General features: G+C 70.5%; 19 protein-coding genes. 9 read left to right on the top strand and 10 right to left on the bottom strand.

Annotated features, from left to right (window positions below):
- Positions 1-131: 131 nt before the first annotated feature.
- On the bottom strand, positions 132-1,163 hold the full coding sequence (locus tag ACEYYH_RS15720) for an LLM class flavin-dependent oxidoreductase (protein WP_374975262.1): 1,032 nt from the start codon (positions 1,161-1,163) through the stop codon (positions 132-134).
- A 120-nt stretch (positions 1,164-1,283) separates the two neighbouring features.
- Positions 1,284-4,052 carry an AAA family ATPase gene (locus ACEYYH_RS15715; protein WP_374975261.1) on the bottom strand — a complete coding sequence of 923 codons (2,769 nt, stop codon included), beginning with the start codon at positions 4,050-4,052 and terminating at the stop codon, positions 1,284-1,286.
- 118 nt (positions 4,053-4,170) lie between these two features.
- On the opposite strand from ACEYYH_RS15715, the gene ACEYYH_RS15710 reads away from it, so the two are divergent.
- The 5 genes from ACEYYH_RS15710 to ACEYYH_RS15690 all read left to right on the top strand — a co-directional run bounded on the left by ACEYYH_RS15710 (position 4,171) and on the right by ACEYYH_RS15690 (position 9,560).
- Positions 4,171-5,265 (top strand): class I SAM-dependent methyltransferase, encoded by a 1,095-nt coding sequence (locus ACEYYH_RS15710; protein ID WP_374975260.1) that lies wholly within the window; start codon positions 4,171-4,173, stop codon positions 5,263-5,265.
- 54 nt (positions 5,266-5,319) lie between these two features.
- Positions 5,320-6,561 (top strand): glycosyltransferase, encoded by a 1,242-nt coding sequence (locus ACEYYH_RS15705; RefSeq protein ID WP_374975259.1) that lies wholly within the window; start codon positions 5,320-5,322, stop codon positions 6,559-6,561.
- Entirely contained in the window at positions 6,561-7,427 is an 867-nt protein-coding gene (locus ACEYYH_RS15700) for an alpha/beta fold hydrolase (RefSeq protein WP_374975258.1), read from the top strand. The genes ACEYYH_RS15705 and ACEYYH_RS15700 overlap by 1 nt, the downstream gene beginning before the upstream one ends.
- Before the next feature lie 112 nt (positions 7,428-7,539).
- Entirely contained in the window at positions 7,540-8,031 is a 492-nt protein-coding gene (locus ACEYYH_RS15695; protein ID WP_374975257.1) for a bifunctional nuclease family protein, read from the top strand.
- Between the two features lie 134 nt (positions 8,032-8,165).
- Positions 8,166-9,560, top strand: coding sequence for an FAD-binding oxidoreductase (locus ACEYYH_RS15690; protein ID WP_374975256.1), 1,395 nt, complete (start codon positions 8,166-8,168; stop codon positions 9,558-9,560).
- A gap of 27 nt (positions 9,561-9,587) precedes the next feature.
- Here ACEYYH_RS15690 and ACEYYH_RS15685 read toward each other — a convergent pair whose 3' ends face one another.
- Positions 9,588-10,301 carry an MBL fold metallo-hydrolase gene (locus tag ACEYYH_RS15685; RefSeq protein WP_374975255.1) on the bottom strand — a complete coding sequence of 238 codons (714 nt, stop codon included), beginning with the start codon at positions 10,299-10,301 and terminating at the stop codon, positions 9,588-9,590.
- 99 nt (positions 10,302-10,400) lie between these two features.
- On the opposite strand from ACEYYH_RS15685, the gene ACEYYH_RS15680 reads away from it, so the two are divergent.
- Entirely contained in the window at positions 10,401-10,925 is a 525-nt protein-coding gene (locus ACEYYH_RS15680; RefSeq protein ID WP_374975254.1) for a TetR/AcrR family transcriptional regulator, read from the top strand.
- Between the two features lie 337 nt (positions 10,926-11,262).
- Here ACEYYH_RS15680 and ACEYYH_RS15675 read toward each other — a convergent pair whose 3' ends face one another.
- Together ACEYYH_RS15675 and ACEYYH_RS15670 are read right to left on the bottom strand one after the other, a co-directional pair.
- Entirely contained in the window at positions 11,263-12,771 is a 1,509-nt protein-coding gene (locus ACEYYH_RS15675; protein WP_374975253.1) for a DUF222 domain-containing protein, read from the bottom strand.
- Between the two features lie 274 nt (positions 12,772-13,045).
- A complete protein-coding gene (locus ACEYYH_RS15670; protein ID WP_374975252.1) occupies positions 13,046-13,291 on the bottom strand; it encodes a hypothetical protein in 246 nt (81 codons plus the stop codon).
- A 315-nt stretch (positions 13,292-13,606) separates the two neighbouring features.
- Here ACEYYH_RS15670 and ACEYYH_RS15665 point away from each other — a divergent pair, with 315 nt between their 5' ends.
- Together ACEYYH_RS15665 and ACEYYH_RS15660 are read left to right on the top strand one after the other, a co-directional pair.
- The gene (locus tag ACEYYH_RS15665; protein WP_374975251.1) at positions 13,607-13,774 is read left to right on the top strand and encodes a DUF2510 domain-containing protein; all 168 of its coding nucleotides are present in this window, start codon (positions 13,607-13,609) and stop codon (positions 13,772-13,774) included.
- 92 nt (positions 13,775-13,866) lie between these two features.
- Positions 13,867-14,442, top strand: coding sequence for a Dps family protein (locus ACEYYH_RS15660; protein WP_374975250.1), 576 nt, complete (start codon positions 13,867-13,869; stop codon positions 14,440-14,442).
- A gap of 91 nt (positions 14,443-14,533) precedes the next feature.
- Here ACEYYH_RS15660 and ACEYYH_RS15655 read toward each other — a convergent pair whose 3' ends face one another.
- The gene (locus ACEYYH_RS15655) at positions 14,534-14,893 is read right to left on the bottom strand and encodes a PRC-barrel domain-containing protein (protein WP_374975249.1); all 360 of its coding nucleotides are present in this window, start codon (positions 14,891-14,893) and stop codon (positions 14,534-14,536) included.
- A 199-nt stretch (positions 14,894-15,092) separates the two neighbouring features.
- On the opposite strand from ACEYYH_RS15655, the gene dinB reads away from it, so the two are divergent.
- Positions 15,093-16,289, top strand: a complete 1,197-nt coding sequence (gene dinB, locus ACEYYH_RS15650) for a DNA polymerase IV (protein WP_374978242.1) — start codon at positions 15,093-15,095, stop codon at positions 16,287-16,289.
- 34 nt (positions 16,290-16,323) lie between these two features.
- On the opposite strand, the gene ACEYYH_RS15645 is transcribed toward dinB, so the two are convergent.
- From ACEYYH_RS15645 to ACEYYH_RS15630, 4 genes are all read right to left on the bottom strand, one after another.
- Positions 16,324-16,968 (bottom strand): glycosyltransferase, encoded by a 645-nt coding sequence (locus ACEYYH_RS15645; RefSeq protein ID WP_374975248.1) that lies wholly within the window; start codon positions 16,966-16,968, stop codon positions 16,324-16,326.
- Between the two features lie 38 nt (positions 16,969-17,006).
- Positions 17,007-17,351, bottom strand: coding sequence for an ATP-dependent DNA ligase (locus tag ACEYYH_RS15640; RefSeq protein WP_374975247.1), 345 nt, complete (start codon positions 17,349-17,351; stop codon positions 17,007-17,009).
- Between the two features lie 132 nt (positions 17,352-17,483).
- Positions 17,484-18,308 carry an ABC transporter permease subunit gene (locus tag ACEYYH_RS15635; RefSeq protein ID WP_374975246.1) on the bottom strand — a complete coding sequence of 275 codons (825 nt, stop codon included), beginning with the start codon at positions 18,306-18,308 and terminating at the stop codon, positions 17,484-17,486.
- Entirely contained in the window at positions 18,305-19,231 is a 927-nt protein-coding gene (locus tag ACEYYH_RS15630; RefSeq protein ID WP_374975245.1) for an ABC transporter ATP-binding protein, read from the bottom strand. The genes ACEYYH_RS15635 and ACEYYH_RS15630 overlap by 4 nt, the downstream gene beginning before the upstream one ends.

Here is a 19,231-nt window from a genome sequence, read left to right as displayed (position 1 = left end):
CCTTCCGAGATCTGATGGCTCCCGATCGGGGGTCGATTCGAACGGTACGCCTGACTGACCGACCGGTCAAGAACCTGCTCGCGCGACCGCGGAGACCCGCCGAAGGCGCCTGCGTAGCGGAGGGACCAGGGTCAGGCGCGCGTGGACTTCCAGCCGAGCTCCGGCGCGACGAACGAGGTGAACGACTCGACCACCCGCAGGTTGAACTCCACGCCGAGCTGGCTCGGGATCGTGAGCATCAGCGTGTCCGCCGACGCGATCGCCGCGTCCTCCTTGAGCTGCTCGACGAGTTCGTCGGGCTCCGCCGCGTACGTCTTCCCGAAGGTGGAGCGGATGCCGTCGATCACGCCGATCTGGTCGCCGTCCTGGCGTCCGCCGAAGTACATCCGCTCCTCGGCGGTCGTGATTGGGAAGATCGAGCGACTCACCGACACCCGCGGCTCGCCGGGGTGCCCCGCCTCGCGCCACGCGGCACGGAACGCGTCGATCTGCTGGGCCTGCAGCAGATCGAAGGGCGTCCCGTCCGCCTCGGTCAGCAGGGTCGACGACATCAGGTTCACGCCCATGCGTCCCGCCCATTCGGCGGAGTCGCGGTTGCCGGCGCCCCACCATACGCGCGAGCGCAGGCCGGGGGAGTGCGGCTCGATGCGCTGCAACCCGGTGGCGCCGGTGCCGAACGGGGACGAGGCATCCCGTTCCGCGAGTCCCTCACCGTCGATCGCCCGCAGGAAGAGATCGAAATGCTCGCGCGCGATGTCGGCCCCGCGGGGGTCATCCGAGCCGGTGTAGCCGAACGCCTCGAAGCCGCGCACGACGGTCTCGGGTGAGCCACGGCTGACACCGAGGGCGAGCCTGCCGCCCGAGATCAGATCGACGGATGCTGCCTCCTCGGCGAGGTAGAGAGGATTCTCGTAGCGCATGTCGATGACGCCGGTGCCGACCTCGATGTTCTCGGTCCGCGCGGCGATCGCGGCGAGCAGCGGCATCGGGGAGGACTGCTGGCGCGCGAAGTGGTGCACGCGGAAGTACGCGCCGTTGACGCCGAGTTCGTCCATGCCCTGGGCGAGGTCGATCGCCTGCAGCATCGAGTCGGCTGCGCTCAGCTGCCGCCCACCGCCGAGCGGTCCGTAGTGTCCGAAGGAGAGGGTGCCGAATCGCTGCATGTCGACTGCAACCGTACGCCCGCAGCATCCATTCCGGTGAATGCACTCCCGCACGGCTGAGCACCACGCCGGGTCATGCGCGTCTCGGAGTGGACGCCGCCCGGCGTCTGAGCGCACACCTCAGTCGCGTGACTCGGACGCCCCGGCGAGCGCGTCGGCGAGTTCCGCACGCGAGCCTATGCCGAGCTTCATGTAGACCTTCCGCAGGTGGTACTCGACGGTCTTGGGGCTGAGGAACAGGGCGGCGGCGGCCTCGCGCGTCGTGCGGCCGTCCGCGAGCAGCACGCTCACCTGCAGCTCCTGGGGTGTGAGGTCGGAGACCGCGCTTCCCGACGATGCGCGCACGTGCTCGCCGGTCGCGGACAGCTCGGTCGCGGCGTGATCCCGCCAGAGCGTTGCGCCCAGCTCCGAGAAATCCTCGAGAGCCCGGCGAAGCTGGGCGCGCGCGTCCACGCGCCGACCCGCTCGGCGGAGCCGCTCTCCGTAGGCAAGGTGTGTGCGCGCCTGTTCGAAGCGGTCGAGCGTCTGCCCGTGCCAGGCGAGCGCAGAGTCGAACCAGCCGTCCCACTCGTCGTCGGGTGCGGCGATCCCCATGGCGCGATCGCCTCGCGCGAGCGCCCAGGGCTGGCCTTTCGCAGCAGCGCGCGAACGGGAGGAGTTCGCGACAGTGATCGCCTCCTCGCGGCGTCCCACGCGGACGAGCGCGTCCGCGTACTCGGGTCCGGGTGAGAGGTCGACGTCGTCGAGGCCGAGTCGCGCCAGCAGCTTCGTGAGGTCCGCGAAGAGCTTCGTGGCGGCGTCGGGGCGTCCGAGCGAGAGCTCGAGATCGCCCAGGGCATGACCCACCCACGCCTCGCCGACGTGGATGTCCCGCGCGGCGCACTGCGAGCGGGCCTCCTCGCCGTGCGCGCGGCACTCGCTCGCTCTGCCGGCACGCGAATCCAGTCGCGCGAGTCCCGCGAGCGACATCGCCAGCTCGGTCCTCTGCCCGGTATCTGCGGCCAGCCGGATCGCCTCGGCGAAGTTCGCCTCAGCGCGCACCCACGACGCCGTCGTCGTCGCCTGATCGACGGCGACGTGGAAGAGGAGCGCCGGCAGCGCGCCGATCCCGGTCGCCCCCCGCACCTCCTCGACGAGTTCGCGCAGCCGCGCTCCGCTCGTGGCATCCCGCAGGTACAGCGGGGCAAGCATCAGCCACGACAGGCGCCGGGGGTCCCGGCTGAGGTCCGGATCCGTCTCGAGGAGGGGGACAGCAGCACGGATCTCATCGGCGCCGCCGTTCCCGGACAGCGTCCTGGCCATGCCGCAGGCCATCAGCCCGAGGGCGTGGGCGCGCGTCGTCACCACCTCGGGGCGCAGCCCGGTGATCCGGTCTGCGAGGCGCGACGCCGTGCGGGCGTCGCCCAGGTAGTAGGTCGCGTGCACGGCGTCCGCGAGTGCGACGGTCGCGGCATCCGCCGACGCTGCGCGATCCGCGGCGCGCAGGAGAAGCCCCAAAGCCTCGCGGAGCGAGCCGGTGCGCGCGGCGACCGAGGAGCGCAGCTCGATCTCCCTGACGTCGTCGTCGGCCCTCTCTCCGGCGCGGTCTGCCCCTGCCTCCCGTGTGCGCCGGTCGAGCAGCGCGATCGTGCGCTCGCCGTCGCCCGCCGCCCACGCGGCGTCGGCCGCCTGCAGCAGTCGTGATGCCCGGACGCCCGGGTCGGGGGTCAGGCGTGCGGAGCGCTCGAACGCCCCCGAGGCCACCGAGTAGGCGGCACGTGACCCGGCGTGATCGCCCGCTGCGGCGAGAAGTCCGGCGACAGCGGCATCGGGGTGCGAGGTTGCTTCCGCCAGGTGCCACGCCCTGCGGTCGACATCGCCGGGCGACGCCGCACCGGCCGCGGCGGCGTGAGCCGCGCGGCGGGCTGCGGCCGACGCGCCCGAGTACACGGCCGCGCGCAGCAGGGGATGGCGGAACGCGACATGCCCGTGGCGAACAGTGACCAGCCCCAGATCCTCGGCTTCGTCCAGGCCTGCGACGTCGACGCCGTACGCGGCGCAGGCCGCGGTGACGAACCGGAGGTCGGCCCCGCAGACCGCTGCCACGAGCAGAGCGTCGCGGCAGTCGTCATCCAATCCGGAGAGACGCTTGCCGAAGGCGTCGACCACGGCGCGGGGGACGCGGAGGGGCAGCCCCGTCTCGATGCTCTCGACGACGTCGAGGTCTGCGCCGCGCAGCTCGAGCATCGCGAGCGGATTGCCGTCGGTGGCCTGGTGCAGGACCCGCACGCGCTCGTCTGGGATCGGCTCGCCCGACGCGTTACTCAGGATCGTCCGTGCCGCGTCGAGGTCCACGCCGCTGAGCGCGAGCGACGGCAGAGCCGCCACGAGATCATCGCCGTCCGGGCTGCGGACGCCGAACAGCGCGATCACGGGGTCGGCCGCGAGCCGACGCGCCGCGAAGACGAGCGCCTGCGACGAGGGCTCGTCGACGAGGTGCAGATCGTCCACCACGACGGCGACCGGCTCGTCCTCGGCGAGTCGGCAGATCAGACTCAGGACGGCCGCGCCGATCGTGAACCTGTCGCTCCCGACCGCCGGCCGGGAGGCGCCAGGCAGCGACAGTGCGGCCGCGATGGCGGCCGCCTGCGCCGGTGGGATGTCCTCGAGCGAACCGAGCGCAGGGCGGAGCAGCTGCAGCAAGGCGGCGAACGGGATCTCGCGCTCGGACTCCAGTCCGGTCGCATGCAGCACCCGCATACCGTCCAGGCGCGCCACCGTGTCGTCCAGGAGTGCGGTCTTGCCGACGCCCGCCTCGCCGCGCACGGCGAGCACGCCGCTCGTCCCCAGACGCGCAGCCGCCCCGAGCCTGTCGATCTCCTGCTGCTCGGCCTGCCGACCTGCCAGCATGGCCCGAGTCTACGACCGGCCCGGAGACTAGGGGGGTTCCCGGATGCGACGCTGATCGGCGCATTCCTAACGTCGAGGCATCCGCTGCCGCAGCGGATCACCGACGAAGGAGCCGCAGATGTCTCTCACCACCGAACCCGCCCGGGCCGCCGAACCGGCCCCCATCGACACCGACAAGCTGATGAGCTTCGTGTTCCGCGCCGTCGATGAGGTCGGCGCGACCCTCAACGCCGCGCTGGTCGTCATGGGCGACAAGCTCGGGTACTACCGCGATCTGTCTGAACACGGACCGAGCACGCCGGCGCAGCTGGCCGAGCGCACGCAGACCGCGGAGCCCTACGCCCGGGAGTGGCTCAACGCGCAGGCGGCGGGCGGCTACGTCTCGTACGACCCCGCCACGCGGCGCTACACGCTTCCCGCCGAGCACGCGCTGGCGATGACCGATCCCGAGAGCGCCGCTTTCCTTCCCGGGTTCTTCCAGATCGCGCTCGGAACGGTTCACGACACGCAGCACATCGTCGACGCCGCTCGCAGCGGCGCCGGGTACGGCTGGCATCAGCACGGCACGGACGTGCACGTCGGCTGCGAGCGGTTCTTCCGCCCGAGCTATCACGCGAATCTCGTGGAATCGTGGATCCCCGCGCTCGACGGTGTCCGCGAGAAGCTGGAGGACGGTGCGCTCGTCGCCGACGTCGGATGCGGGCACGGAGCCTCGACGATCCTCCTCGCGCAGGCGTTCCCGAACTCCACGCTCGTGGGGTCGGACTACCACGCCGAGTCGATCGAGACGGCGCGTGCGCGCGCGGCGGAGGCGGGCGTCGAGAACGTGCGCTTCGAGGTGGCTCCCGCACAGGAGTTCGGCGGCCGCGGATACGACCTGGTCGCGATGTTCGACTGCCTCCACGACATGGGCGATCCCGTGGGCGCGGCGCGGCACGTGCGCGAGGCGATCGGCGACGACGGCACGTGGATGATCGTCGAGCCGATGGCCGGCGATCGGGTCGAGGACAATCTCAACCCCGTCGGCCGGGCATACTACGGCTTCTCGACGTTGCTGTGCACGCCGTCGTCGCTGTCGCAGGACGTCGGCCTCGCGCTCGGCACGCAAGCCGGGCCTGCACGGATCCGCGACGTCACCGCTGCCGCGGGCTTCACGCGCTTCCGCAGCGTCGCGGAGACGCCGTTCAACCGCGTCATCGAGGCGAGGCCCTGACGACGAAGGGGTTCGAGGAGCACACTGTCGAGTGAGACGAGGGAGATGGCTGCGATGGGGAATCGCCACACCTGGGTCCGGGCGCAGCGTCGCCCTCGCAAGGCCCTCTTCCTGTCGTCCCCGATCGGACTCGGCCATGCGCGGCGCGACGTCGCGATCGCGCAGGAGCTGCGCCGGCTGCATCCCGACCTCGAGATCGACTGGCTGGCGCAGCACCCGGTGACCCGGGTCCTGGCGGACGCCGGCGAAGCTGTGCACCCGGCATCCGCGCTGCTCGCCAACGAGTCCGCGCACATCGAGGACGAGTCGGCAGACCACGATCTGCACGCGTTCCAGGCCATCCGCCGGATGGATGAGATCCTCGTCAGCAACTTCATGGTCTTCCACGACGTCGTCGAAGAGTCCTTCTACGACCTGGTGATCGGGGACGAAGCGTGGGACGTGGACTACTTCTTGCACGAGAATCCCGAGCTGAAGCGGTTCTCCTTCGCGTGGCTCACCGACTTCGTGGGCTGGCTGCCGATGCCGAGCGGCGGCGATGCCGAGGCCGCACTCACCGCCGACTACAACGCCGAGATGCTCGAGCAGCGGGCACGCTACCGGCGGTTGCGCGACCGCTCGATCTTCGTCGGCAATGCGGACGACATCGTGGACGAGAGCTTCGGGCCGGGCCTTCCCCGGATCCGCGAGTGGACCGAGGAGCATTACGACTTCGCGGGCTACGTCACCGGCTTCACGCCCCCCGACGACGGGGAGCGCGCGCAGGTGCGCGACCGTCTCGGCTACGGGCCCGACGACGTGCTGTGCCTCGTCACGGTCGGCGGATCCGGCGTGGGGGAGGCGCTGCTGCGGCGGGTGATGGATGCCGTGCCCCTCTCGCGCCGGCTGCTCCCGTCGCTGCGGTTCCTCGTGGTCACCGGCCCGCGCATCGACCCGGCGTCGCTTCCGCGGCGCGAGGGCGCGGAGGTGCGAGGGTTCGTCCCGGATCTGTACCTCGCCCTGGCCGCGTGCGATGTGGCCGTCGTGCAGGGCGGCCTGACGACGTGCATGGAGCTGACCGCCGCACGCCGTCCGTTCCTCTACGTGCCACTCGAGAACCATTTCGAGCAGAACTTCCACGTGCGCCACCGGCTGCAGCGCTACGGCGCCGGGCGGTGCATCCGCTACGCGGCGCTCGCCGACCCCGCGGTGCTGGCCGAGGCGCTGGTGGCGGAAGTGTCGAGCACGGTCGGATACCGCACCGTCGAGACCGACGGCGCGGCCCGGGCTGCCGCCATGCTCGCGGAGCTGATCTGATGCGCGCGCTCGAGCCGACGACGACGGGCGAGCTGGACCGCGGCCGCGTCCGCGTGCACTACGAGGTCTATGGCGACGGCTCGCCGACGGTCTACCTGCTCATGCCCGACGTGATCGTGCACAGTCGCGCGTGGAAGGCGCAGATCCCATTCCTGTCCCGTCACTTCCGCGTCGTGGTGAGCGACCCTCGCGGCAACGGTCTCAGCGATCGCCCGCACTCGCCCGAGGATCTGGGCGACCGACTTCTCCTGGACGACCAGTGGGCGGTGCTGGACGCCGTGGGCGCCGAGAAGGCAGTCCTGGTCGGCGTGTGCACGGGCGCCGGGCACGCGCTCATGATGGCCGCCGAGGCCCCGGAGCGGGTGCTCGGGGTGTGCGCGATTAACCCCGGACTGCTCCTCACCGAGCCGCTGCCACACCGCATCGCCTTCGACTTCGACGCACCGCGCGAGAGCTACGAGGGCTGGCAGCAGCAGAACCGCCATTTCTGGCGGGAGGACTGGCCCGCCTTCTCGAGGTTCTTCTTCGGCGAGATGTTCCCCGAGCCGCACTCCACCAAGCAGCGCGAGGACTGCGTCGAGTGGTCGCTCGGCGCCGGGCCCGACACGATGCTGCTCGAGTACGACTCGCCGCCGTATCTCGGCAACGCCGTCGATACGGCGACGGCCGTGTGCGAGGCGGTGCGCTGTCCTGTGCTCGTCATCACCGGTTCCCTCGACAAGTGCCAGAACCCGCTGCGGGGCCCGATCGTCGCCGACCTCACCGGCGGCGAGCTGGTCCTCATCGAAGGCTCGGGACATCTGCCCCAGGCGCGTGACCCCGTGAAGGTGAACCTGCTCCTGCGGGACTTCATCCGGCGTGTGTGAGCGCACCCGGCGACACCATGCGCCCACCCCCTGTTCTGGGTGTGCGCGCGGTGCCTACGATGGCCCGAGAGAAGAGGGCGTCGACGGATGCCGCGAGTCGAGGGGGTGCGCAATGGTGCAGGTCCGCGTGGCCGGTGTGGCCCTCGACGCGTCAGGACAGCACGTGCTGCTGCTGAAGCCCGTCGATCAGATCCCAGGCGACGGGCTCGTGCTCCCGATCTGGATCGGGCAGCTCGAGGCGACCTCGATCCTGGTCGCCGTCGAGAACGCCGAGGTGCCGCGACCGCTCGCGCACGATCTCATGGGCCTCATCCTGACCGCACTCGACGCGGCGGCGACGAAGGTGGAGGTCACGCGTATCGAGGACGGCACGTTCTACGCCGAGATCACGCTGTCGACCGCGCTCGGCGACCGCATCGTCGATGCCCGTCCGTCCGACGCCGTCGCGCTCGCGTCTCGCGTCGGCGCGCCGATCTGGGTCGCCGACGCGGTGCTCGCCGAGGCAGGTGTGCCCGACGTGCTCACCGAGACCGATGCCGCCGAGCGGCTCGACGAGTTCAAGCGGTTCCTCGACGACGTCGAGCCGGAGGACTTCGAGAGCTGAGCGCGGATTCGCGCCACCGTGTATCTGGGACGGCTGAGCCCGCTCTTTCGTGGGGTGGCCGCCGCGTATGGCGCGGCCGCGCGGACGGAGTCGGTCGCGACGTTCCGTCGCACCCGCTCACCGAAAGGCACCCCATGTCCCTCAACGACCTTGCCATCGACGTGCCCCACGCCGCCGTGGCCGCCGCTGCGGCAGAACTGCGCGCGGCGCTGGGCGACCGTGCCCTCCTGCGTGGCGACGCGGGATACGACGCCGCCCGGACGCCGTGGAACCTCGCCGTGGCGCAGCATCCGTTCGCCGTCGTCATCCCGGAGTCCGCGCAGGACGTCGTCGACGTCGTACGCGCCGCCACGCTCTCGGGGCTGCGCATCGCGCCGCAGTCGACCGGTCACGGCGCGGGCGCGCTCAGCGACGCCGACCTCGCGCACACCGTGCTCGTGTCGCTGCGGGCACTGCGGGGCGTGACGGTCGACGCCGAGGCGCGGACGGCGCGCGTGCTCGGCGGCTCGCTCTGGAACGACGTGCTCGAAGCGGCGGCGCCGCACGGTCTCACCGCCCTGCACGGCAGCGCCGGCGACGTGTCAGTCGTCGGGTATTCGCTCAGCGGCGGGCTCTCGTTCTACGCCCGAGCGCACGGTCTCGCCGTCAACGCGGTGCGCGCCATCGACGTCGTGACGGCCGACGGCTCGCTCGTGCGCGCGACGGTGGACGAGCACGCCGACCTGTTCTGGGCGCTTCGCGGCGGCTCGGGATCGTTCGGCGTCGTCGTCGCGATCGAGATCGACCTGCTCCCGCTCGCCGAGATCTTCGCCGGCATGCTGCTGTGGGATGCGTCGCGCGCCTCCGAGGTCTCGCACGCATGGGCGCGATGGACGCGGTCCGCCCCCGAGACGGCCACCACGACGCTGCGCATCCTCCACATCCCGCCGATGCCCGAACTGCCGCCGTTCCTGTCGGGCCGGTCGGTGGTCGTGATCGATGGCGCGATCGAAGACACGGATGCCGCGGCATCCGCTCTGCTCGAGCCGCTGCGTGCGCTCGAGCCCGAAGTCGACACGTTCGCCCGCATTCCCGCGCCCGCGCTCGTCGGCGTGCACATGGACCCGCCCGAGCCGTCGCCGTCGGTGACGTGGCACGCGGTGCTGGGGGAGCTGCCGGCACATGCCGTGGACGCCTTCGTCGAGGCGGCGCAGACCCCCGGGATCTTCGTGCAGGAGCTGCGTCACCTCGGCGGGGCCGTGAACCGGCGCCCGGAGGCCGGCGGGGCGATCGCGTCGCTGGACGGCGAGTACCTCGTGCACTCCATCGCGATGGTGATGACGCCCGAGGCCGCGCCGGCCGCGACGGCCGCGGTGCGCGCGGGGGTCGCCGCCATGATGGCGTGGCGCGTCGACGCGCTCGCGCTGACGTTCATGGACGCGCCCGGTGCCGATCGCTCGATGGCCTTCGGGTCGGCGTGGGCCCGGTTGCGTCAGCTGAAGCTCGCGCACGACCCGGCCAATCTCTTCGCCGCGGCGCGGCCGGTCTGAGTCCAGCGTTTGCCCGGCGGGTGGGGCTCACGCCGCACCCGCCCGGACAGCGGCCGCGACCTCGGCGGGCGAGCCCTTCCACGGGGCGCCGTGACCGGGGAGCACCCATGAGGCCTGCACGCCGGCGAGGCGTTCGAGCGAGTCCAGGGCTTCGGCGGGGTCATCGGTGAAGGGTGCCGGCTGCATGCCCTCGCGGCCGGTGAGCACGTGGCGCGTCGTGAGCGCGTCGCCCACGAACACGGCGTCGGCGATCGGGATGTGCACCGCGATGCTGCCGGGCGAGTGGCCGGGCATGCCCACGATCACGGGTGAGCCGGGCAGATCGAGCACATCGCCGTCGTGCACCTCCACGACCTCCGAGACGTAGGTCGTGGGCAACGCCCGCTTGCGCAGTGCGTAGGTGAAGAACCCGAGCGTCGGCCCGAGCTTCATCGGCCCGGTCGACACCTTCGGCTTCTCTCCGGTCCGGGCGCGCTCGGCATCGGCCTCGTGCACGTAGACGGGCACGCCGTGCGCGCGCCGCAGGCGCTCGGCGAAGCCGATGTGGTCGCTGTCGCCGTGGGTGAGCACGACGCCCTTGACGGCGGCGGGGGTGAGGCCCAGTGTCTCGAGCTCGCGCACGAGGTCCTTCCAGTGACCGGGGAGTCCCGCGTCGACGACGGTGACGCCGTCGTCTGTGACGACGAGGTAGGCGGCGACGATGTCGTTGCCGATGCGGTGCAGGTGCGGTGCGAGCTTCATGGGGGATCCTTCGCGAGAGCCGTCGGTGTCTCCGAACTTGGCATGGCTACGATACGTAGCTATCATGGCTACTGTCAATAGCCATCGAGGAGGCGCCAGATGCCGACACCGGAACGCACGTCGTACGCCGAGATCGTCTCCGCCGGGCGCGACGTGCTCGAAGAGTCTGGGCCGGCAGGCCTCACGATGCAGAGCGTCGCGCAGCGGGTGGGTGTGCGTGCGCCGTCGCTCTACAAGCGCGTGCGGGATCGCGACGCCCTCATCCGGGCCGTGGCCGCCGCAACCGTGGGTGACCTGACAGAGCGGCTCGAGGCATCCGATCGCTCTCTGGAAGATCTCGCCCGCGCGTACCGGGCGCTCGCGCACGAGCGCCCGGAGGGGTTCCGCCTGATGTTCGCGGCCGCGGCCCCGCAGGAGCTGCTCGACCGCGCGGGGATGACCATCGTCGACAGTGCCGCCGCGATCGCCGGCCAGGAGCGCGCCCTCGATGCGGCGCGTCTCGTGACGGCATGGGCGACCGGGTTCATCCACATGGAGCTCGCCGGAGCCTTCCGGCTCGGCGGCGACGTCGACGGCGCGTTCGAGTACGGACTCGCGGCGCTGCGCCGCGGACTCGGGGCCTGACGCGGTCAGCCTGCTCGCGAGCGGCTCGAGCTCGCCGCACCTCGCGTCGCGCACGGCCTCGTTCGCCGCGACCCGACTCGAAGCGCTCAGCCGAGCGCAGGGCGACCTGCACGCACGAGCCGAGGTGCTGTTCGTCTGCGCGCAGAACTCGAGCATCCGTGACGACATCGAACGTCGTGTGCGGCAGCTGATGGACGAGATCCTCGCGTACTGATCCGATTGGCCACGACAACGCTCGGCGCGCCGCCAGCGTGGTTGGGCCGTCCCAACGGCACGGAGGTCGACCTGCCTCCGACTCTCCGTGTGCCTTCGCTGGTCCCAATCTCCCTCGCGTGTGTCAAACGCGGGCGGCGATGTTGTCGCGTCGTCGGGTGGGGGACTTGGTGACGGGTCGCCATTTCACCTGCGCGTCCCACCAGTACGGGCCTTTCACGTACGGGACCCCGTCGACCATGCGGATCTGCCATCCGCCGGTATCGATGGTGCGATGGTGGAACCAACAGAGCAGGACTCCGTTGTCGGTGTGGGTCGGCCCGCCTCTCGAGTGCTCTTCGACGTGGTGGATCTCACACCACTGCGGTCTCACGTGGCAGCCGGGGATGATGCATTCCCCGTCGCGGAGCGTGATCGCCTTGCGCTGGTGGTGGTTGAACACCCGGTCGAGGGTCTCGATCGACACGATCCGGCCGTTGTCGGCGAGCGCGACGCGCTGCACCGCCCCGGTGCAGGCGATGTGGCGGGCTGCGGCGAGCGGGATGGGCTCGTGCTGGCCGGGCAGGTGCGCGTGGCCGCTTCCGGTGGCGAGGTCGTCTTCACGCACGTGCACCACCAGCGTCGGCGCCGCACCGCCGAGGGCTGGCAGGCCGCCGGACGCGGCGGCCACGCCGAGGATCATCGCCAGCGCGTCGTGCCGCTGCTGCGCCGGGGAGCGCTGATCGGCCGCCGCTTCGACGGGTTCCTCGTCGGCGAATCGCCGGCGAGGAACCTCGCCGGCGATGTCGCTGCTCTCACAGTCATCACCAGACGCTGCATCAACGGCGGGAGCCTCGGTCGCGGTGTCGACGAAACACGGTCCCGGGAGCGCGGGACCGTCGCCTTTCGGGTTCAGCACGCTGTCGAACCCGAGCTGCAGCTGTTCGGCGACCTCCGGCAGCAGGCGACCGGTGATCGGCACCAGACCGTCCTCGCCGCGGCGGCCGAGGGCGATGCCGCGTCGCCGCATCGCCGTCGCCTCGGCGGGTTCCGCACCGTCCTGATCGAGATACGCCGCCCACGCCTGGGCGATCATCCGCAATTCGTCCGCGGACGCCGGCGGCGCGGCATCCGTGCCCTCACCGCGTGCGGCGGCCGCGAACTCTTCGTCGGCCGCGAGCATGCCGACCCGGCCCACACTGCTGCTGCGGAACGCGCCTGCCACGGCCACAACCGCGTCGACGCCGACGACCCCCGCCGCCAGCGCCTCGCGCAGCTGCGGGAACTCCGCCGGCAGCGTCTCACCGGTCGACAGCGACGTGCGCCGCCGGGTCGCCCGGGCCGCCGTCACCATCTCGGTCGCGGTGCGCGCCGACACCCGGGTTGCCCGCTCCACCAGTTCGCCCACCTTGCGACACCCGTAGCGGGTGGTGATCCGGTCTGGATGCGGTGCCGCGTCATCGCGCATGAGGACCTGCGCGACCGCGTCGACCATCGCCGCGTCCGCGAGCCGGCGCACCCGCCCCGCCGCCGCGAGCGCCGACAACACCTCGGCATCGGTGCAGGCGTCGAAGCCGCCGTCGGCGAAAGCAACTGCGGTCACTTCTGCGAGTGCATCGCCGAGCCCGGCGAGGGCGTCGGCGAGGTTCGTCATGAGACCATTCTGGTGAGGGGCTCCGACATCGAAACCCCCAGATCCACACTGATTTCCACCCCGTGGATAACCCGCCGCGACCCCTCCGATCCCGCCACCTGTGGAGGAAGCGACAAGCACGTCCGGGAAGGACGGACGGGGAAGAACGACCAGGCGCATTGACCGCAAAGTGGTGCGGTTCGCGCGACGACCGGACGGTGGCGCCGCTCACTCAACGACCGTGCCTCGACCTCCGCGCCGGTCGGGGCGCGGAGAGGCCCGCAACTCTCAAGGTCTACTGGTCGTCAGACAGTCGTGACGCCCTGCGGCGTTCGAGCCGCCAGTGGATCTCGTGCGTGTCGGGATGGCGCCACTCGTGCATCCGGTACTCGAACCCCGGGAGCAGCACGATCGGGATGGGATCGGGGGACGCCGGAGCGACCGCGCCGACCACGATCTTGGCGTCAGCCGGGATGAACGGCGACTGGGCGGGAACGGGAGCGGTGATGATCTCGACGGGATCTCCGTAGGGGCGCGCCATGCGGGCACCTTAGCACGGCCAGGGAAACCCCTGAGAGGCAGCTCAGAGCGCCTATACAAGTCAAATAGCGGCGTCATAGAGTCTCCATAGAGGACGAATGCGCTCGTCGTGTCGAGGCTGCACCCGAACGGCCACGCCCTCGTCAGTGTGTGGGGCTGACGAGCCGACGGCGCGGCCCGTCGTCCTCGAGCCGGTGCGGGTTGGGGGCGTACTCGTTACGCGGGGGTACCCGGTCCACAGCACTGCGGCGGCTCGCCCCTGGACCACCGTGTCCAGGGGCGGGTCGGCCGGGCCCCACAACGAAAGGAACCACCCATGTCCGACTCGGACCCCAACTCGGCGAGGGCCGGCTGGTATCCCACCCGCGTGCACGGGTGCGAACGCTACTGGGATGGCGTCCGGTGGACCGAGATGTTCCGCCAGCGGCAGGGGAGCGCTCCGACCGCGATCGGTGAGTGCGTCGCGTCCGAAGCGTCCACGTGAGCGCCGGCGCGGAACGTGAGGTCGGTTAGCACGACTGTCGAGCACGCACAATCCCTGCTTGTTCGACCGGTTCGGTCCGTACGGTCGGCATCATGGCCACCACGACGAAGAACTCAACGACGAAGAACTCGACCCCATCCGCCACGCGTAACAAGCGGCGGCCCGCTCGCGGCGCCCAGCTCACCAAGGAGCAGAACGCCGAGAGCGGTTTCGCCGCGTCCGCCACGCTCAGCGACAACCTCCAGAAGGTGCTCGTCGATCTCATCGAGCTCGCCTCGCAGGGCAAGCAGGCCCACTGGAACGTCGTGGGGAAGAACTTCCGCGACACGCACCGCCAGCTCGACGAGATCATCGAGTCGGCACGGGAGTTCAGTGACGATGTCGCCGAGCGCATGCGCGCGCTGCATGCCCTTCCCGACGGTCGCAGCGACACCGTCGCCGAAACCACCAGCCTTCCCGAGTTCCCGCAGGGCGAGATCGCCACGACCGACGTGATCGACCTCATCACGGAACGGCTCGAGAACACGGTCGGCACCTGTCGCGACGTGCACGACGCGGTCGACGAGGAGGATCCCACCAGTGCGGATCTGCTGCACCAGATCATCGAGAAGCTCGAACAATACGCATGGATGGTCAGCGCCGAGAACCGGGTACCGAGCCGGGGTTAGTCGGGGCCACGCGAAACGGGGTGCAGCCGATCGGCTGCACCCCGTCTTCCTTCAGCAGGCGAGGATGACGACCATCCGGCCGCCGATCCGATCAGCGGTAGAAGTCGCCGTAGTAGGTGTCCAGCTGGCCGCGGTACGCGTCATCCTGACCCGTCGTGGACTGGTCCCACTCCGGAGAGTTCTTGATCTGGTCCTTCGTCAGATCGACGTAGACCTTCTCCTCTTCGTCGTCGACACGTTCGACCGTCCCGGCCGGAAGAATCACTTTCCGCCCGAAGATCCACGGCCCAGTGTCCACGACGAGCCGGCTGCTGCCGGCGTCGTTGCTCGCTTCGTCGATCTTTCCGATGCTGCCATCCGTGGCCTCCACGTGGTAGCCCACCAGGTCGCGGGAACCGGCCCCGCGATCGACCGACTGGCGGTAGTCCCAGGCGTCCCAACTCGAGGACATGAGTGCTCCTTGTCTTCTTGCGAGGGGTGGATGCGGAGATCGACCGGGGTGGTCGCTCCGATGTCCACGCTAAGAAACGGTCCGAAGATCAGGGACCCCCTAGCCAATCCGGCTCAAGAGGCGTAAAGGGAACGGAGGCGTCGCCGATGTCGTCGGTCGGTGCGACGATCCTCAGAACAAATGTTCGATGGGAGGTGGCATGCGGGGCGAGGCGACCGTGCTCCATGCGGATCTCGATGCCTTCTATGCGTCGGTCGAGCAGCGCGACGCGCCCGCGCTGCGTGGCCGGCCCGTCATCGTCGGCGGGGGCGTGGTGCTGGCGGCGAGTTACGAGGCGAAGGCGCGAGGAGTGCGCACGGCAATGGGAGGCCGTCAGGCTCGCGACCTGTGCCCCGATGCCGTGATCGTGCCGCCCCGCATGGAGGCGTACTCCGCAGCGAGCAAGGCCGTCTTCGCGATCTTCCGTGAAACCACACCGCTCGTCGAAGGGCTCTCCATCGATGAGGCGTTCCTCGAGGTCGGCGGGCTGCGACGCATCGCGGGCACACCCGAGCAGGTCGCCGTGCGACTTCGGGAACGGGTTCGCGCGGAGGTCGGGCTGCCCATCTCGGTCGGGATCGCCCGCACCAAGTTCCTCGCCAAAGTCGCCAGCGCCGTCAGCAAGCCCGACGGGCTGCTCCTGGTCGAGCCCGGACGCGAAGAGGAATTCCTGCTCCCGCTGCCGGTGGAACGGCTGTGGGGGGTGGGCGCCGTCACTGCCGAGAAGCTCCACCGTCTCGGCATCCACACTGTCGGGCAGCTGGCCGAGCTCGAGGCTGCGACAGCCGAGAGGCTGCTCGGCAGGGCGGCCGGAGCGCACCTGCATGCGATCGCCCGGCTGCGCGATCCGCGCCCGGTCGATACCACGCGGCGCCGCGGGTCCATCGGTTCCCAGCGTGCGCTCGGGAACCGCCCACGCACGCCCGAGGAGCTCGAGGTCATCCTCACGCAGATCGTCGATCGGCTCGCGCGCCGCCTGCGCGACGGCGACCGTGTCTGTCGAACCGTCGTCCTGCGCCTCCGGTACGGCGACTACGCAAAGGCCACGCGATCCCGCTCCTTCCGCTCACCCACCGATCGCACCGCGCTGATCCTCGCGGTCGCGCACGGGTTGCTGGCCGTCGCGCAGCCCGAGATCGCAGAACGCGGCATCACCCTCATCGGCGTCTCCCTGTCGCAACTCGGCCGCGTCGACAGTGTCCCGCCAGAGCTCCCGATCGATTGGGAGGACGGCGTGCGCCTGGACACGGTACTCGATGCCGTGCGCGATCGCTTCGGCGCAGCATCCGTCTCCCGCGCGGCGCAGCTCGGCCGCGATCCCGGCTGGTCGACGCCGCTTCTGCCGGAGCATGAGTGACGACGGGGCGTCGCCACGGCGGACAGACTCTGCGTCACGCGACTTCGGAGGCGTCGTGCTCCCACTCGTGGACGCCGCGCTGCAAGGGGCGTGGGTCGTGATGTCGCCGCGCGAGCGGAACGAGGTCCTCCCGCAGGTAGCGGGAGTATCCGCCCGGGGCGCGACCGATCGGGCGTCCGCTGGTCCGCACCCACGCGGCATCGGTCGCCACGAGACGCCCGCCCCGGGAGCGGATCTCGTCGACGAGCCAGACATCCTCGTGCACGGCGGCATCGGCGAAGCCTCCGGCATCGAGGAGTGCGCTCGCCCGGATGCCGAGATTCGCGCCGTGCACGTGTCCGTTCGCGACACCCGGCGTGTGGGTCGCCCACCACGCCTCGACCTGCTCCGCGTCGAGGTCGCGGAAATCCGGGCGCACGGTGCCGACCACGACATCTGCTCCCTGCTGGGCGAGATCCAGCTGATGGATCAGCCAGTTGGGCGGTACGACCGAGTCGGCATCCGTGTGCGCGGTCCAGATCGCGCGCGCCGGGGCGTCGCCGAGTCCCTCGAGCGCCGCGCGTACCCCGGCGGCCCTGGCGGTGCCGACGCTGTGCGCATCGACGGTGACGACCGCGGCTCCCGCCGCCTGCGCGACGCCTTCCGAACCGTCGGTGCAGGCATCGAGCACGACCCACACCCCGATGCGGGGTACGACCGAGCGGCCGTCCGGTCGGACTAGACGTCGGCGGTCACAAGTTCGCCGATGTCGCGCGTTTCTGTGGCCGGCGCCGGTTCAGGGACGAGGTAAAGACCTGCCGGCGAATTGGCCGCGGCGACGAGGGCCTCCAGCCACGCGTGGTTGAGGCGGGGCGGACGGGACCCGTAGTACTTGAAGACCAGGCTGGCCTCGGGATGGACCCACACCGAGGTTCGCCCGTTGCCGATGCTGGCGTCATCCTTCCAGGTGAAGTGGAACCCTTCCCTTCGCCGCAGCTTGGTGGTGATGACCAGCTGCAGGTGAGCCAGTGCGCGGTCTTCGAAGTCGACCTTGACGGCGTTCTCGTAGATCAGCTTTCCCATCGAGGACACCTCCCCTCGACTGCGCCGTCGCCTCTTGCTCCACACGCTACGCGGATATCCGTGAGGTGCAAGGGGTATCCGAAGTGCGTCGGTCGAGTTGGTGTGTGTCGCCCTCCTGAGCCTTCGAGGTGCTCATCCGAGGATGTCGCGTCGGGCCAGGGCCAACGTGGCGAGCAGGATGAGGACGGCGGATCCTCCCCAGAGCAGCGCGAGTCCAGCCCAGTCGAACCCGCTTGCCAGCGGTGCGTTTCCGTACGCCCATTCGATCGGGGAGAGTGTGCGCAGCCAGTCGAGGTCCTCGCTGTTGTTGGCCACCGCCTGCAGCACGTATCCGACGACAGCCAGTGCTGCGCCGGCTCCGATGGCCCAGGTGCGGCGGCCCGTGGCGGCGCCGGCGGCGAACGCCGCTGTCGCGGCGAGCAGGCCGAGTCCGACCCACGCCTTGGAGACGGCGAGCAGGTTCCCGGCATCCAGTCCCAGACCCGCGGGGTCGTTCATCAGCCACACGACGAGGTACCCGGCGGCGCCGAGGACGATCAGCTTGAGGGTGAGCGCTGCTGCGCTCTCGAGGGCGTAGCGGACGCGGCCGACGTCATGGGCGAGGATGAGTTCGAGTTGTCCGGACTCCTCCGCGCCCGCGGTGGATGCCGCGCCCCAGGAGATCCCGGCGATCGTGATGAAGACGAACCCGATCAGCCCGAAGAACGTCGACTGCGCGTACCCGGCCCCGGTGGTGATGTTCTCGTATCCGAGCGTGCGGACCAGTTCCGGCGGGAGCGAGTCGAGCATCCCGGACAGCTCGGGGGTCTGCATCGAGGGGAACACCGGGAGGTAGATGAGGAGGACCCCTGCGATTCCGATGGACCAGCCCACCACGCCGCGCCATCCGTCGATGATCTGCCGCCGCAGCACCGGCAGGGGTGAGCGGGATGCAGGGGCGGATGCGACGGCGGTCATGATGCCTGCCCCTTCTGCTCGTAGAGGCTGAGGACCGATTCCTCGAGGTCTGGTTCTTCCACGGTGAGGTGGCGGATCGTCCCAGCGGTGAGGGCGCGGATGACCGGGTCGATGTCGCCGCGGGCGGTCGCGGAGACTCTGATCAGTTCGCCGCCGGGCGCTGGGGTGACGTCGACCTCGTCGACGTGGGAAACAGCGAGCAGTGATGCGCGCAGCGCGTCGGGAGTGGTGGCGGTGAGGGTGGCCCTGATCCGGCGGACGCTGGCGATCCGCAGGGACGCGACCGACCCTTCGGCCACCACGTGTCCGTGGGCGAGGACGGCGACGTCGTCGGCGGCTTGTTGGATTTCGCTGAGCACGTGGGAGCTGAGCAGCACGGTCTGCCCGGCGTTGCGGGCTTCGGTGAGCATCACGAGGAACTCTCGTTGCACGAGGGGGTCCAGTCCGCTGGTGGGTTCGTCGAGGATGAGCAGGTCGGGGCGGTGCATGAACGCCTGGACGAGCCCCAGCTTCTGCTTGTTGCCTCTCGAGAGGGTTCTCACGGGCCGGGTGAGGTCCAGTCCCAGTCGTTCGGCGAGTTCATCGATCATTCCGGGTGAGACGGGCCCGCTGATGTCCGCGAGGTGGCGCAGCAGTGCGCGGCCTTTCACCCGGCCCTCTAGCCGCAGCTCGCCGGGGATGTATCCGATCCGGCGGCGCAGTGCCGCACCACCGGCGCGGGGACTCTGCCCGAGCACGGTGATCTCGCCGGCGGTGGGGCGGATGATAGCCAGAAGCAACCGCAAGGTCGTGGTCTTACCGGCACCATTCGGCCCGATCAAACCGAACACCGACCCCGTCTCGACGTTCAGGTCGAGGTCACGCAGCGCGGTGTGCGCGCCGTACCGCTTGGTGAGCGCGCGAGTGTGAATCGCCATAGGCAT

The sequence above is a fragment of the Microbacterium trichothecenolyticum genome (assembly GCF_041938625.1).
GTDB lineage: Bacteria > Actinomycetota > Actinomycetes > Actinomycetales > Microbacteriaceae > Microbacterium > Microbacterium trichothecenolyticum_D.
The sequence above is the reverse complement of the archived record's forward strand: the minus strand, read 5'-3'. Positions and strand labels throughout refer to the sequence as shown.

Bases quoted from the DNA above. Each gene is read 5' to 3' on its own strand.
- ACEYYH_RS15655 (WP_374975249.1), bottom strand. From the start codon at position 14,893: ATGTCCTCGAGTTGGGACGCCTGGGACTACCGCCAGTCGGTCGATCGC.
- dinB (WP_374978242.1), top strand. From the start codon at position 15,093: ATGCGGGGCGAGGCGACCGTGCTCCATGCGGATCTCGATGCCTTCTAT.
- ACEYYH_RS15640 (WP_374975247.1), bottom strand. From the start codon at position 17,351: ATGGGAAAGCTGATCTACGAGAACGCCGTCAAGGTCGACTTCGAAGAC.
- ACEYYH_RS15670 (WP_374975252.1), bottom strand. From the start codon at position 13,291: ATGGCGCGCCCCTACGGAGATCCCGTCGAGATCATCACCGCTCCCGTT.
- ACEYYH_RS15700 (WP_374975258.1), top strand. From the start codon at position 6,561: ATGCGCGCGCTCGAGCCGACGACGACGGGCGAGCTGGACCGCGGCCGC.
- ACEYYH_RS15720 (WP_374975262.1), bottom strand. From the start codon at position 1,163: ATGCAGCGATTCGGCACCCTCTCCTTCGGACACTACGGACCGCTCGGC.
- ACEYYH_RS15695 (WP_374975257.1), top strand. From the start codon at position 7,540: ATGGTGCAGGTCCGCGTGGCCGGTGTGGCCCTCGACGCGTCAGGACAG.
- ACEYYH_RS15635 (WP_374975246.1), bottom strand. From the start codon at position 18,308: ATGACCGCCGTCGCATCCGCCCCTGCATCCCGCTCACCCCTGCCGGTG.
- ACEYYH_RS15675 (WP_374975253.1), bottom strand. From the start codon at position 12,771: ATGACGAACCTCGCCGACGCCCTCGCCGGGCTCGGCGATGCACTCGCA.
- ACEYYH_RS15660 (WP_374975250.1), top strand. From the start codon at position 13,867: ATGGCCACCACGACGAAGAACTCAACGACGAAGAACTCGACCCCATCC.
- ACEYYH_RS15630 (WP_374975245.1), bottom strand. From the start codon at position 19,231: ATGCCTATGGCGATTCACACTCGCGCGCTCACCAAGCGGTACGGCGCG.
- ACEYYH_RS15680 (WP_374975254.1), top strand. From the start codon at position 10,401: ATGCCGACACCGGAACGCACGTCGTACGCCGAGATCGTCTCCGCCGGG.
- ACEYYH_RS15715 (WP_374975261.1), bottom strand. From the start codon at position 4,052: ATGCTGGCAGGTCGGCAGGCCGAGCAGCAGGAGATCGACAGGCTCGGG.
- ACEYYH_RS15665 (WP_374975251.1), top strand. From the start codon at position 13,607: ATGTCCGACTCGGACCCCAACTCGGCGAGGGCCGGCTGGTATCCCACC.
- ACEYYH_RS15690 (WP_374975256.1), top strand. From the start codon at position 8,166: ATGTCCCTCAACGACCTTGCCATCGACGTGCCCCACGCCGCCGTGGCC.
- ACEYYH_RS15705 (WP_374975259.1), top strand. From the start codon at position 5,320: ATGGGGAATCGCCACACCTGGGTCCGGGCGCAGCGTCGCCCTCGCAAG.
- ACEYYH_RS15685 (WP_374975255.1), bottom strand. From the start codon at position 10,301: ATGAAGCTCGCACCGCACCTGCACCGCATCGGCAACGACATCGTCGCC.
- ACEYYH_RS15710 (WP_374975260.1), top strand. From the start codon at position 4,171: ATGTCTCTCACCACCGAACCCGCCCGGGCCGCCGAACCGGCCCCCATC.